The sequence below is a fragment of the Haloferula sp. genome (assembly GCF_049672945.1).
Classification (GTDB): Bacteria; Verrucomicrobiota; Verrucomicrobiia; order Verrucomicrobiales; family Akkermansiaceae; genus Haloferula.
Genome location: NZ_JBATWY010000129.1, coordinates 1 through 13,225, shown reverse-complemented (window position 1 = coordinate 13,225; position 13,225 = coordinate 1). Strand labels below are relative to the sequence as shown.

General features: G+C 59.0%; 9 protein-coding genes and 1 pseudogene. 8 read left to right on the top strand and 2 right to left on the bottom strand.

Annotated elements, in window-relative coordinates; genetic code table 11:
* Nucleotides 1-42: 42 nt before the first annotated feature.
* Nucleotides 43-1,509, bottom strand: a complete 1,467-nt coding sequence (gene dnaX / locus WBG04_RS11300) for a DNA polymerase III subunit gamma/tau (RefSeq protein WP_424314534.1) — start codon at nucleotides 1,507-1,509, stop codon at nucleotides 43-45.
* Between the two features lie 44 nt (nucleotides 1,510-1,553).
* Between dnaX and WBG04_RS11295 the strand changes: the two are divergent.
* Nucleotides 1,554-2,062, top strand: a pseudogene (locus WBG04_RS11295) (GAF domain-containing protein).
* 117 nt (nucleotides 2,063-2,179) lie between these two features.
* Nucleotides 2,180-3,814 carry a peptide chain release factor 3 gene (locus tag WBG04_RS11290; RefSeq protein ID WP_424314533.1) on the top strand — a complete coding sequence of 545 codons (1,635 nt, stop codon included), beginning with the start codon at nucleotides 2,180-2,182 and terminating at the stop codon, nucleotides 3,812-3,814.
* A 29-nt stretch (nucleotides 3,815-3,843) separates the two neighbouring features.
* On the opposite strand, the gene WBG04_RS11285 is transcribed toward WBG04_RS11290, so the two are convergent.
* Nucleotides 3,844-6,525: an MGH1-like glycoside hydrolase domain-containing protein gene (locus WBG04_RS11285; protein ID WP_424314570.1), complete on the bottom strand. Its 2,682-nt coding sequence runs from the start codon at nucleotides 6,523-6,525 to the stop codon at nucleotides 3,844-3,846.
* 180 nt (nucleotides 6,526-6,705) lie between these two features.
* Here WBG04_RS11285 and WBG04_RS11280 point away from each other — a divergent pair, with 180 nt between their 5' ends.
* From WBG04_RS11280 to WBG04_RS11255, 6 genes are all read left to right on the top strand, one after another.
* Entirely contained in the window at nucleotides 6,706-7,236 is a 531-nt protein-coding gene (locus WBG04_RS11280) for an RNA polymerase sigma factor (RefSeq protein WP_424314532.1), read from the top strand.
* Nucleotides 7,223-7,690: a hypothetical protein gene (locus WBG04_RS11275; protein ID WP_424314531.1), complete on the top strand. Its 468-nt coding sequence runs from the start codon at nucleotides 7,223-7,225 to the stop codon at nucleotides 7,688-7,690. Before WBG04_RS11280 ends, WBG04_RS11275 begins: the two co-directional genes overlap by 14 nt.
* An 8-nt stretch (nucleotides 7,691-7,698) precedes the next feature.
* Entirely contained in the window at nucleotides 7,699-8,481 is a 783-nt protein-coding gene (locus tag WBG04_RS11270) for a PDZ domain-containing protein (RefSeq protein WP_424314530.1), read from the top strand.
* 70 nt (nucleotides 8,482-8,551) lie between these two features.
* A complete protein-coding gene (locus WBG04_RS11265) occupies nucleotides 8,552-10,387 on the top strand; it encodes a GreA/GreB family elongation factor (protein ID WP_424314529.1) in 1,836 nt (611 codons plus the stop codon).
* A 21-nt stretch (nucleotides 10,388-10,408) separates the two neighbouring features.
* Nucleotides 10,409-11,704: a phosphopyruvate hydratase gene (gene eno / locus WBG04_RS11260; RefSeq protein ID WP_424314528.1), complete on the top strand. Its 1,296-nt coding sequence runs from the start codon at nucleotides 10,409-10,411 to the stop codon at nucleotides 11,702-11,704.
* Nucleotides 11,705-12,303: 599 nt separating this feature from the next.
* Nucleotides 12,304-12,945, top strand: a complete 642-nt coding sequence (locus WBG04_RS11255) for a hypothetical protein (RefSeq protein ID WP_424314527.1) — start codon at nucleotides 12,304-12,306, stop codon at nucleotides 12,943-12,945.
* Nucleotides 12,946-13,225: the final 280 nt, after the last annotated feature.

Below are 13,225 nucleotides of genomic sequence, written 5' to 3'. Positions count from 1 at the left end.
TTTCCAATGTAAAAACGGATGGAAGGCTGACGCCTGGGGGATTTATTTTAGAGTGGCTTGGAACATGGTGAGAGCTTTCTGGATCAGGGGGTCCTGATAGAAATCGTCTTCCGGTTCCTTGGCCGCTTCGGGTTCAGGCTCGGGCTTTGGGCTCTCTGCTTTGATTGGGGCGGCGGGTTGCTCGGCAACATCGGGAGCGGCGTCGATGAGGGCGTCGATATCGGGTGCTTCTTTTTGGGGATCTGCGGCTTTTGGGGGCGCAGGAGTAGCCGCAGGTTTGGGTTTGCTGGGCGCCGGCTGGGATGATGCCGGCTCTTGAGGTTTGGCCGCCGCTGGGGTCGGGGATGGCAAATCCCCGCTGCTTGAGGGGAACTGGTCGGCGGCTCCGGCGAGGACTTTGATGACGTCGGAGATGCGGACTTCGCCCAGCGTCTGGATGGCCTTGATCAGGCCGAGTTCGAGGTGGAGTCGTTTGTTGGTTGCCCAACGCATGCGGCCTTCGGTTTCGGCGAAGACGTCGATGACGGCGAGCATGCGGTCCGGAGTATAGCCGGAGGCGGCTTCGGTGAGCGATTTCCACGTTTCCTCGGGGATTCCTTCGGCACCAGTGGAGGCATCAAGGCCAGCGATCAACAGGGCGCGAAGGCAGCCGATCAGTTCGTTGAGGAGCTGGGAGAGTTCGCGTCCTGCCTCGGCTTCACGCTGGACGAGTCCCAGTGCGGCGGGCGTGTCCCGGCTGAGCAGCGAAGTCACCAGTGAGGCAATCGTTTCCCGCGAGGTGAAGCCGAAGATATCGAGCACGTTGGCTTCGAGGATGGTGTCGCCGCAGAAGGCCACCAGTTGATCGAGCATCGACTGGGCGTCGCGCATGCCGCCATCGGCTCCTTTGGCGATGGCCCAGGCGGCGGACTCTTCGAGGGTGATGCCTTCTTTGCCCGCGATGTGGAGCATGTGTTGGGCAATGATTTCCGCAGGGATGGGGCGGAGGTCGAAGCGCTGGCAGCGGGAAAGAATGGTGGCGAGGATCTTGTGCGGCTCGGTGGTGGCGAAGATGAACTTCACGTGTTCCGGCGGCTCTTCCAGAGTCTTCAACAAGGCGTTGAAGGCCTGGTTGGTGAGCATGTGGACCTCGTCGATGTAGTAGATCTTGAACTGGCCGCGGGCGGGCGCGAAGTTGACCGTTTCGCGGATGCTGCGGATGTCATCGACCGAGTTGTTCGAGGCGCCGTCGATTTCGAGGACGTCGAGTGAACGGCCTTCGGCGATTTCGATGCAGAGGTCGTTTTCGGGGTCGAAGTCCGCCATGGGTCCGCCCGGACAATTGAGGGCCTTGGCGAGGATGCGGGCGGTGGTGGTTTTCCCGGTGCCGCGCGGGCCAACGAAAAGGTAGGCGTGGGCGAGACGCTTCTGTTCGATGGCATTCCTCAGCGTTCGAACGACGTGGTCCTGACCGAGGACGTCATCGAAGGTTTTCGGGCGATATTTTCGGGCGAAGACCTGGTAGCTCACGGCGCTGAAAGTATGCAGGATTGCGCGTTTGTCAGCCCTCGGTTTTGATTCGGCGCGTGATTCCTGATTCTAGCGAGAAAAGCAGGCTCTACCGCGAGGCAGAGCTGCGGATTTCCGGGCTGCTGGATGGTGAGCCGGACGCGCTGGCCCGAATGGCTGGCGTGGTGGCGGTGCTGCACGGAACGATGCCCCACTATTTCTGGACCGGCTTCTACCGGGTGGTCGGGAGTGCGCTGGTGATCGGGCCGTATCAGGGGACGCCGGGATGTGGGCGGATCCCGTGGGGTCGGGGAGTCTGCGGCACGGCTTGGAAGACGGGAGCAACGCAGGTGGTGAAGGACGTGCATGCGTTTCCCGGGCACATTGCCTGCGATGCTCGTTCGGAAAGTGAGATCGTGTGCCGGTGCGGGATCGCGAAGGCAGGGTGCTCGCGGTCTTCGATGTCGACTCCGAGGACAAGGGGGCCTTCGACGAAGTCGACCGCGAATGGCTGGAGCGGATTCTTGGTCGGGTAGGTCCGCGGATGTCCGGGGGTGGGGGAGAAGCTGCATGAGTGATACCGCGGGTAGGTTTGATCGTCCAAACGGCGTGCCTTGCCGTTGCAATCCCCGCTTTCCTCGGGGTTTCCCTTGAAGGGGGGCGGCGCATCGCCTACGCCCTCGGGCCGCTCATGGCTGAATCGACTGCTACTCCTGCCGAATTGAAGCGCGAAGTCGCGCGCCGGCGTTCGTTTGCGATCATCTCCCACCCGGATGCGGGGAAGACGACGCTGACGGAGAAGTTCCTACTTTACGGAGGGGCTCTGAATTTGGCCGGCAGCGTGACGGCGCGGAAGGATCAACGAACGACGACTTCTGACTGGATGGAGCTTGAGAAGCAGCGGGGGATTTCGATCAGTTCGACGGTCCTTCAGTTCGACTACAAGGACTGCGTGATCAATATTTTGGATACTCCGGGTCACAAGGATTTCTCGGAGGATACCTACCGCGTGCTCACGGCGGTGGATGCGGCGGTGATGGTGGTGGATGCGGGCAAGGGGATCGAAGCCCAGACGCGGAAGCTTTTCGAAGTCTGCCGCAAGCGAGGCGTGCCGATTTTTACTTTCATGAACAAGATGGACCGTCCGGCACGTCCGTCGTTGGAGCTGCTGGACGATCTTGAGAACGTGCTTGGGATTCAAGCCTTCCCCCTGAACTGGCCGCTGGGTGATGGGCCTCGTTTCAAGGGAGTTTACGATCGTGAAAAGAAGCAGGTGCACCTTTTCGAACGGACACCCAAAGGTGCCTTCAAGGCGGCGGTCGAGGTGAGTGATATCAGTGATCCTGCCGTTCGAGAGAAGCTCGACGCCGATGTTTACGATCAGGTCACCGAGGAGTTGGAATTACTTGATGGAGCGGGTGCGGATTTTGATTTGGCGGCGGTGGCGGCGGGGGAGTTGACGCCGGTGTTCTTCGGTAGTGCCGCGAACAACTTCGGGGTGCAGTTGTTACTGGATCGTTTCATCGAACTGGCGCCGCCACCGGCGCCACGCACCAGTGCTGGCAAGACGATCGAGCCGGAGTCTCCCGAGTTCTCGGCCTTCGTGTTCAAGATCCAGGCGAACATGAATCCGAAGCACCGCGACCGAGTGAGTTTCATAAGGATCGTGAGCGGCAAGTTCGAACGGGACATGAATGTGATCCACACCCGCACAGGGGACAAGGTGCGGCTTTCGAATTCGATGCGCCTGTTTGCGCAGGACCGCGAGACGGTGGACGATGCTTATGCGGGGGATGTGGCTGGATTGGTGGGCAATCACGATTTCCTGATCGGTGACACGCTATCCACCAGGAAGAGCCTGAGCTTCGATGAGATTCCGCGCTTCGCGCCGGAGTGTTTTGCGTGGTTGAACAACGCGAGCACGGCGAAGTTCAAGCGCTTCCGTGCGGGGCTGAGTCAGATGCTCAAGGAGGGGGTGGTGATGGAGTTCACGCCGATCGAGGCGACGGGGTCCTACGTGCCGCTGTTAGGCGCGGTGGGTCCCTTGCAGTTCGAGGTGCTGCAGCATCGCTTGCAGGGTGAGTATGATGCCGAAACCCGGATCGAGTCGGGGTCGTGGTCGATCGCCCGTTGGATCAGGAAGAAGGAGGGTGAGACCCATGAGGACGACCGGCCGGAAATGTCGATGGGGATCACTTTGGTCCGCGACGCGCACGGGCATCTGGTGGCACTGATTCCAAGTGAGTGGGTGCTCAATACCTTTGCCGAGAAGAACTCGGACTGGATCGTGAGTGATTCTCCGTTTCCTCCGCCAAGCGGTGAGTGAGGAATCCGAGCGGCGGGCTCGATTCTACTCTAATCCTCGGTGAAGTCGCCGCTCCTGAGTTTTTCGCGGCGCTCGCGGATCAGGCGGACGACGAGTGCGGTCCATCCCGTCTGGTGGGAGGCGCCGAGGCCTTCGCCCGTTTCGCCATGGAAGTACTCGTGGAAGAGAAGAAGGTTCTGCCAGTGGGGGACCTTGCTGTAGCGCTTGGCGTCGCCAAAGCAGGGACGCTCGCCATTTTCATCGGGAAGGAAGAGCGAGATCAATCGATCACAGAGGTTGATGGCAATTTCGCGTAAAGTATGCAATTGGCCGGAACCGGTGGGATACTCGAACTTCAGGTCATCGCCGTAGTAGTAATAGTATCTCTCAAGGGCCTCGATGATCATGAAATTGGTCGGGAACCAGATCGGTCCACGCCAGTTTGAGTTGCCGCCGAACATGTCGGTGTCCGCTTCGCCGGGGGAGTAGCGGACATCGTTGGTCTGGTCGCCATGAGTGAAGACGAAGGGCTTCTTTTCATGAATCTTGCTCAAGGAGCGGATGCCATAATCGGAGAGGAATTCAGCGGGATCAAAGAGTCGAGTGAAGGTCCGGCGCAGGCGGTCCTCGGTGGGAATGGCGAGGAGGCAGCGATGGGGATTTTTCTGACCATCAACGCGCCTGACGCTGATGTATTTGAGAAGGTCGGGTCGATTGACGAGGAACCAGTCCATCCGTTTCCTGAAACCGGGCAGGGCGTCGATGGTCTTCTTCTTGAGCACAGTGACTGCGATCACCGGGAGCAGGCCAACGAGTGAGCGGGTTTTGAGGTGGATCGGCTTGTCATGGTCGAGGATCAGCTGGTCATAGTAGAAGCCGTCCTTTTCGTCCCAGAGACCGGTGCCGCCGAGTGAGTTGATGGCATCGGTGATGTTGACGAAGTGTTCGAAAAACTTGGAGGCGATGTCCTCGTAGGCAGGCTTGGTGACCGCGAGTTCAAGGGCCATGGCGAGCATCGTCAGGCAGTAGGACGCCATCCACGCCGTGCCATCAGCTTGATTCAATTGGGCTCCGTCGGGTAGGCAGTGGGAGCGGTCGAAGACCCCGATGTTGTCGAGTCCGAGGAAGCCGCCACCGAAGACATGGTTGCCGGCAGCGTCCTTGCGGTTGACCCACCAGGTGAAGTTGAGCAGCAGCTTCTGGAAGCAGCGTTCGAGGAAGTCGAGGTCACGCGAGCCTTTCGAGTCGGAGATCTTGTAGACCCGCCACACGGCCCAGGCGTGGACCGGGGGATTGACATCGGAAAAATTCCATTCGTAGGCCGGGAGCTGGCCGTTCGGGTGCATGTACCATTCTCGTAGTAGCAGCAGTAGCTGGCTCTTCGCGAAGTCGGGATCGACGGCGGCGAATGGGATCATGTGGAAGGCGGTGTCCCAGGCGGCGAACCAGGGATACTCCCACTTGTCGGGCATAGAAAGGATGTCGCGAGCAAAGAAGTGTTTCCAGTCGTGGTTGCGACCGGTAAGGCGCTCGGAGGGAGGCGGGCTGTCCCGATCGCCCTTCAGCCAGTCTTCGATGACGTAGTAGTAGAACTGCTTGGTCCACAGGAGTCCGGCGTAGCCCTGGCGGAAGATCAGTCGCTCTTCGGGTTTCGAATCCGTGGGGATGATGCCGTCGTAGAAGAGATCGGCCTCGGCGATGCGCTCGGCGAAGGTTTCCTCGAAGTGATCGAGGCCTTCGAGGTCATTGGTTTCGCGCAGGGAATTGAGGCGGCAGCGAACGGTGACGGATTCACCGGGAGGGACGACGAAGTGAAGGAGCGCGGCGGTTTTGGTTCCTGAGGGGAGGGGCGAGATGGCGTCCTTTTCGTCGTTGATGAGGAAACGGTGGAAGGCATCCTTGGCGTAGGGGGTTTTGGCCTTGGTGCCGAAGACGGAAGGCGCGTGGGTCTCGTTTTCGGTAAACAACCAGCGTAGGGGTTTTTTAAGATCGGGAGAGTCGGCGTGGAAGTGGTAGTGGCCGAGCTTTTCGTGGCTGGCGAGAACCGGGAGGCCGTCGAGCTGGAGGTGGGGTTTGACGCGGGGTTCCTCACGTTCGTTTCCCCAAGCCCAGACATTGCGGAACCAGAGGGTGGGGAGGACGTGGATTTCGGCGGGATCGGGACCGTGGTTGGTGATGGTGATGCGCCACAGGATGTCTTCAGGAGTGCGCTTGGCGACTTCCTGGACGACATCGAAATAGCGTCCCTCACTGAAGATGCCGGTGTCGGCGAGCTCGAGTTCTGGCTCGGTGCGGCTGCGGCGTGCGTTTTCGTCCCTGAGGTGGATGTAGGGGTATTCCGCCTGGGGGTATTTGTAGAGCGCCTTGGTGTAGGAGTGGGTGGGGGTGGAATCGAGGTAGTAGTAGCACTCCTTGACGTCTTCGCCGTGGTTGCCCTCGTGTCCCCCCAGACCGAACAGGCGTTCCTTGAGGATCGGGTCCTTGCCGTTCCACAGGGCGGGGGCGAAGCAGAGGCGGCCTTTGCGGTCGGACCAGCCTTGGAGGCCGTCCTCGCCCCAGCGGTAGGCGCGGCGACGGGCGTGGTCGTGGGGGAAGGCGCCCCAGCTCCAGCCGCTGGCTGAGTAATCCTCGCGGACGGTTCCCCACTGGCGTTCGCTGAGGTAGGGTCCCCAGCGTTTCCAGTTTTTCGTTCGCTCGCGGTCTTCGGCCAGGCGTTGCTTCTCGTGAGGCATCTGGGGGAGGGAAAGCACGAAGTGAGCAAACTGGCGAGTCAGACTGGCATCAAATTTTGTGGAATGGGGATAAATTGGTCGATGATCCTTGATTTTCAGAGTCTTTTTAGAGCTTGGGGTTCAGCGCGAAGAGAAAGATTTTGCAGACAAATCCCTGAAATGGCGGCATTTTCCCATTGAATGAAGGGAGGAAGCGCGAGTGAGTGGAAACAGTGGCTGTCGGAAAACGGCCACCGTCTGCTGTTGTTTGCGCGTGGCTGGGCCCCTTGCCGGGAGGATGCCGAGGATCTGGTGCAGGAGGCGATTGTCCGGCTTTGGAATTTGCAAAAGGAAAAGGGAGGAGGTCCTCCTGATCTGCCCTTGGTGTTTTCGACGATTCGGTTTTGTGGCTTGAACCGCCACCGATCGGACAAGCGGCGACGGAAGCGCGAGGAGTCGATTATTTACCTCAACGATTTCGAGGATGTCTGGCTGGATCCTGCAGTGGAGGAGGATGAGGAAGCCTTGCTCTTGCGAAGGGCGGTCCAAAGACTGAGCGACAAGCTGCGGGAAGTGGTGACGATGAAGATTTGGGGTGGTCTGACGTTTGCTCAGATTTCCGAGAGTCTGGCGATTTCGCCGAACACGGCGGCTTCCCGCTATCGATATGCTTTGGAGCAATTGGCGAACGAAATGCGGCAAGTGAAGGAGGAACGATATGGAAACGCCTGAGTCCATTGAACGCATGCTCGAACGGCGGCTGACGCCCAGTGCCTTCAGTGTGGAAGGTTCCTTGGCGCTTGAGTCACTCATCGACGAGCTGGCTGGTGGGAGTCCGGCGACCTCGCCGAAGTGGGGACGGTATTTCTCAGGTGCGGCAGCGGCAGCTCTGGTGATGTTCGCGGCCATTGCGGTGTCGATCCCATCTGGAGAAGTCGCACCCGTCGTGGCGATGGATGGTCTTTTTGCGGAGCCTTTGGATGTGGTGCTGCTTGAAGACAAGGAAGGCGTGGTTTCCGCTGAGGAAAACGAAGCGCTGGTGACCGATGCTGACGGGACCTTGCACCGTGCTTGGCACGTACATGTGGTCAGTGAGGAGCGCTTTCATGATGAGCAGTCCGGACAGGAAGTCCGAGTCGTTCATCCGCGTGATGAGCTGGTGCTGATGCCGGTAACCTCTTTTTAAGTGTCGAAATGAGAGCAATTCTCCCGTGGCTCCTCATGCCGCTTCTTGTTCTGCCGCTGGCCGCCGATGAGGAGGCGGGAAAGAAGTCGACGGTCTTACCTGTTTTGCCCGGAGTGGCTGTTGGTTGGGGCTCGATCCCTTGGGTCGGATTGGTGGTGGCCAGTCTTGATGAAAGCATGCGGGCCCAGGTTCCCGAGGTGCCGAAAGGTGTGGGTTTTCTCATCGACTCGGTGGCCTTGGATGGTCCGGCGTCCAAGGCAGGATTGCAGCGCTACGACGTTTTGTGGAAATTCGAGGACCAGATGCTGATCAATGAGGCGCAGTTCGCGACCTTGTTGAGGCTCAAGAAAGCAGGAGATCCGGTGAAGTTGTCGGTGGTTCGAGGGGGAGAGTCACTCGAAGTGGAGCTGGTATTGGGCAAGGCTCCTGATGATCCGAAGTCGGCAAGAATCTCGCCCTCGGAGCTGCCTCTCATTCCAACCGGCGTGCCGGGCATGCCGCAGGTCAGGGTAACGCCGCAGGAGCGTGTCGCTGAAATCACCCGCGCCGATGGGAGCTTGGCAAAGCTGTATTATAAAGGAGATGAGGCATGGGTGACCATTCAGGAGGCCGACATGAAGGTGATCTATGACGGCCCGGTGCGTGCAGATGGTGAGTTCCTTGCGCCTGACGATTGGTCATGCTCGATCGGGGCCATGTTTCGGAGTCTGTACAAGGCAAAGAATCCGAATTGGGCCCCGCGCCGACCCCGTCCACGGGTCGTAATGCCCGCTGATTCAAGCGAGCGCTGACAGGATCGTTTGAAAAACGTCCGGATGGGCCTTGCGTTTTTGGGCGGTCGTTCGCAATTTCCCCTTCGCGATGCATCCAGACCTGCAAAAACTGCTTGAAGCAGAGAGAATCAATGAAGCCGTAGCCGAACGTCTGGACAAAGTCGCCCCTGGCAGCTTTCTCCTCCACAAGTCATGGGGAGCGGGAAAAGTGATTTCCTGGGATCTGGCGACGAAGAAAGTGACGATCGATTTCGAGCAAAGCAGCGGGCAGGTCATGGACCTCCAGTTTGCGATGCAGAAAACCGAATCCCTCGAAGACGACGACTTCCGCGCCCGCAAGGTCGAGGAACTCGAGTCACTCCGGGAACTCGCCAAGTCCGATCCTGTGGGCTTGGTCGTGCTGCTTCTCGAAAGTCACGGAGGCTCAATGACGGTCGACGCCCTCGAGGTGGAAATTTCCGGAGCCGTGGTCGAAGCCAAGGCCTTCAAAAAATGGTGGGAAGCCACCAAGCGTGCCCTGCGTGAAAGCAAGAGGGTCGTCGTGCCTGCCCGTCGGACCGAAGCGCTGACGCTCCGCGATGGCGATATGACACCAGCTCAGGCCTTGCTCGCCGACTTCGAAGCCGCGCGAGATCTGAAAGGGATGTCGAAGGCGCTCGAGGCGATCACCTCGGACGTCAGTCTCTTCAAGGACGACCTCGAGTCGCTGAAGCGCATTCTCGCCGAGATCGATGAAACGGCGAAGAAGGGCACACGCATCCATCTTGGCCCTGCCATCGAGTTGCTCTCCCTGCGCGACGCGCTGATCAAGGCGGTCGACGATTTGGCGCACGCCGATGAGTCGCTGCGTCTGGCGAATGTCCTGCTCGCAGAGGAGGCAAGACTGGCAGACGAGATCGGTGCTCTTCCTTCCGCGCGCCAGCGTGCCATCTATGAAGTCTTCCCTGAAGCCTTCGGGGATCGCTGGGTGGAAATGCTGACCACGATCTTCGATAGCGTTGGTTCCCGCGGCGTTTCAGAAATTGCGAAGCTTCTCCACGAGAAGGAGGAAATGAAAGCGCTCGAAGAGCATCTTTCTTCCGCCCTTGCCCGTCGTTCGCTTGGTCCGGATGCCCTGGTCTGGGTCGCACGCGAGCGGAATGGTATGGCCGCCAAAGTCTTCGGACCAGACGTCGGTGCTTCCATTCTCGCCCTGCTCGAAACCGACCACCTGGCGGATGGACCGAGGACGACGACTCGTCTTCAAGCTCAGTTGGGCGACGACAAGAAGCTGCTTGCCGATATCGTCAACTCGATGGGTGCCACTGAAGCACGCAACTTTGGTCGTCGACTCATGGAGTGCCCGACTTTCAACGAACTGGACCGCAAGTCGCTGATGGCCCGCGTGATCAAAGCCCGTCCCGAGACCGGCGAACTGGTCAGCGGCGAGACCAAGAAGCGCGAAGAAGCACTTGTCGTTTCATGGGAAAGCCTCGAACGCAAACGGGCCGAACTCGACGACCTGATCCGCAACCGGATTCCTCAGAACACCAAGGACATCGCGGTCGCCCGCTCCTACGGTGATCTTCGAGAGAACTTCGAATACAAGGCCTCCAAGGACATGCAGAAGATCCTGCTGCGCCGCAAGAGCGACCTGGAGAAAGAAATCGATCTCGCACGTGGCACCGACTTCAAGGGTGCTGATCCATCCGCTGCCAATATCGGCACGATCATCACGGTGAAAAATGCGGCAGGCGACTTGGCGGTACACACCCTGCTTGGTGCCTGGGACTCCGATCCCGAGAAGAACATCGTCTCCTATCTCTCCGAGACCGGAGCCGCGCTGTTTGGGCAGGTGGTCGGTGATGAGGTCGAAATCCGCGACCACGACACCGACCAGTTGGTCATCTGGACGATTGATTCGATTACTCCGTTCAACCCTTGAACTTCCAACCATTCCTAAATCATGGACTACACCACCATTGTTGAAATCCGCGCCCGCCAGATCATTGATTCGCGAGGCAATCCTACTGTTGAAGTCGACGTGCATCTCGAAGGAGGTGCGCTGGGACGTGCTGCCGTGCCAAGCGGTGCCTCCACCGGCGAACACGAAGCTCACGAACTGCGCGATGGCGACAAGTCCGTGTTCCTAGGCAAAGGCGTGCTGAAGGCCGTCGAGAACGTCAACACCAAGCTCGCGCCCGCGCTTTGCGGCATGAATGCCATCGATCAGGCCTCGATCGACGCCGCGATGATCGCGATCGACGGCACCAAGAACAAAAAGGACATCGGTGCCAACGCCATCCTCGGCGTTTCGATGGCAGTGGCCAAGGCCGCAGCGATCCAGCTCGGCATCCCACTTTACAAATACCTCGGCGGACCGAATGCCAAGGTGCTGCCCGTGCCGATGATGAACATCATCAACGGCGGTTCGCACTCCGACGCGCCGATCGCCTTCCAGGAATTCATGATCCGCCCCGTCGGTGCTCCGACTTTCAGCGAAGCGATCCGCATGGGCGCCGAGTGTTTCCACAGCCTCAAGAAGGTGTTGCACGACCGCGGACTTTCCACCGCCGTTGGTGATGAAGGCGGATTCGCTCCGACCTTCACAGGCACCGAGGATGCGCTCGATACGATCTCCTCAGCCGTCGAGAAAGCTGGCTACAAGGTCGGTGAGGATATCACTTTCGCACTCGACTGTGCGGCTTCCGAATTCTTCGAAGATGGCGTCTACAACTACGCCAAGTTTGAAGGGGACAAGGGTGCCAAGCGCGGTTCCGAAGAGCAGGCGGCCTACCTTGCCGAGCTCACCGAAAAGTATCCGATCGACTCGATCGAAGACGGCTGCGATGAGAACGACTGGGATGGCTGGAAGGCGCTCACCGACAAGATCGGCGACAAGGTCCAACTGGTCGGCGATGACCTTTTCGTCACCAACGTCGATTTCCTTCAGAAGGGCATCGACCTCGGCGTGGCCAACTCGATTCTCGTCAAGGTGAACCAGATCGGTTCATTGACCGAGACATTCGATGCCGTGGAGCTCGCCAAGGAAAACAGCTACACCGCTGTGCTCAGCCACCGTTCTGGTGAAACCGAGGACAACACCATTGCCGACATCGCCGTCGCAACGAACTGCGGTCAGATCAAGACCGGTTCGATGAGCCGTTCCGACCGGATCGCGAAGTACAACCAGTTGCTCCGTATCGAGGAAGAGCTCGGCAACGACGCGGTCTACGGCACGAGCAAGTTCAAGCAGCGTTGATCGCTGGTTGAGACTCTGAGTTTTCCAAGAAGCCCGCCGGAGATCTCCGGCGGGCTTTTTTTCGGGAGATGGGAGATGGGTGATGCCTGTCGTTCGCCCTGTGAGGGCGAATCATGATAGCCGGGGACTTCAGTCCCCGGGTTTGAGGGTAGTAGAAAGGAGCGTCGCGTAGTGAGGCATCAATGAGGTAGGCGAGGTCTCCCCAAATGAGCCGTCACTACGTGACGCCTTCATTTCGCGCCCATGCTCCGTGGACTGAAGTCCACGGCTATCATGGATCGTCCCGATGGGACGGGGGTGCAGATAGTGATCAGGCTAGGTTTTCTGCATCTTTGGTTTTCACGATGATTCCATTCTAGAAAAATGGCGCCTTGATGTTGGGTGTTGTGGCCCCGAAACCAAGTGCCGGGAGACGCACGTTTGGATGCGAACCAAGGTCCGACGCCTTTTAGGTTGAGTGCGATTTGCAGGCTCGTCACTGAGGCTTCGCTCGTATCATCAGAGTTCCGGTGAGCCCTTTTTGGCTGGCCGGGACGGTGATGTCGGCGTTATAGGCAGTCATGGTTGGTCGATTTTTTGTGTTTAGTCTGGTAGGTTTTTTGTCCGCATTATCCGGCCCTCTGGAGGCACGCGTGTTCACCGATGTGCAGGGGCGGACGCTGGAGGCGGAGTTGGTCTCGGTCTCGGAGGAGCGAATCATCGTTAAATTGCCGAATCGAAAAGAGGTGCCGATCAAGATCGAAACCTTGAGCGAGGAAGATCGCGATTTTGTGGCCGAGTGGGCGGCGGAGAAGGAATCGAATGAGGCCGAACGGAAGGCGATTGAGGAAGCTCAGATGCTGGCGGTCGAGCAGCGTGCCAAGGTGGTGGCGTTTTGTGAATCGAATCTCAAGCAGAAGGTTGGCAATGGCGAGTGTTGGACCTTGGCCGATGAGGCATTCAAGGCAGCTGGGGCAAAACGGCCTGCAGGAGAATCGCGAGTGTGGGGTCGACTGGTGAACTTTGAAAAAGAGCAGATTGAGCCGGGGGATGTGGTGGAGTTTCGTACCGCAGCGATCTCTGGCTATGGCAAGACTGGTCCTGCGCACACCTCGGTGGTCATTGAGGGTGGGCGGCGGGGGCGCTGCAAGATTGCGGAGCAGAACTGGAGTGGAAACAAGACGGTCAGGACGACGGAAATCGATCTGGGTTCGTTGACGTCCGGTGAGGTTTTTGTTTATCGGATTGAGGCCACTCCTTGAGATAGGCTGCTTAATACGGCGACTATCGTAGTAAGTGATTGGATTTCGGATTCGCCTCGCCAGAATCTGGAGAACTTGTCTGAGTTTGACGGGTCCTGCGAATTCTTGCGTCACGACGTGACGCATTTCTCAGTGCATGGCTGTCCGTGGAATGTAAGCGGGGTAAACGCCCCCCTCTTGACAGGTTCAGGCGGCGGCCTTTTTCCGGGCTCGGGCGGCGGCGATCCGCGCCGGGGTCAGTGAGGCGATCACTTCCGGATCGGTCACGCCGGGCAGCGCC

Excerpts from the sequence above, each read along its gene's own strand:
- WBG04_RS11290 (WP_424314533.1), top strand. The coding sequence starts at position 2,180 with ATGGCTGAATCGACTGCTACTCCTGCCGAATTGAAGCGCGAAGTCGCG.
- WBG04_RS11285 (WP_424314570.1), bottom strand. The coding sequence starts at position 6,525 with ATGCCTCACGAGAAGCAACGCCTGGCCGAAGACCGCGAGCGAACGAAA.
- WBG04_RS11280 (WP_424314532.1), top strand. The coding sequence starts at position 6,706 with ATGAAGGGAGGAAGCGCGAGTGAGTGGAAACAGTGGCTGTCGGAAAAC.
- WBG04_RS11275 (WP_424314531.1), top strand. The coding sequence starts at position 7,223 with ATGGAAACGCCTGAGTCCATTGAACGCATGCTCGAACGGCGGCTGACG.
- WBG04_RS11270 (WP_424314530.1), top strand. The coding sequence starts at position 7,699 with ATGAGAGCAATTCTCCCGTGGCTCCTCATGCCGCTTCTTGTTCTGCCG.
- WBG04_RS11265 (WP_424314529.1), top strand. The coding sequence starts at position 8,552 with ATGCATCCAGACCTGCAAAAACTGCTTGAAGCAGAGAGAATCAATGAA.
- eno (WP_424314528.1), top strand. The coding sequence starts at position 10,409 with ATGGACTACACCACCATTGTTGAAATCCGCGCCCGCCAGATCATTGAT.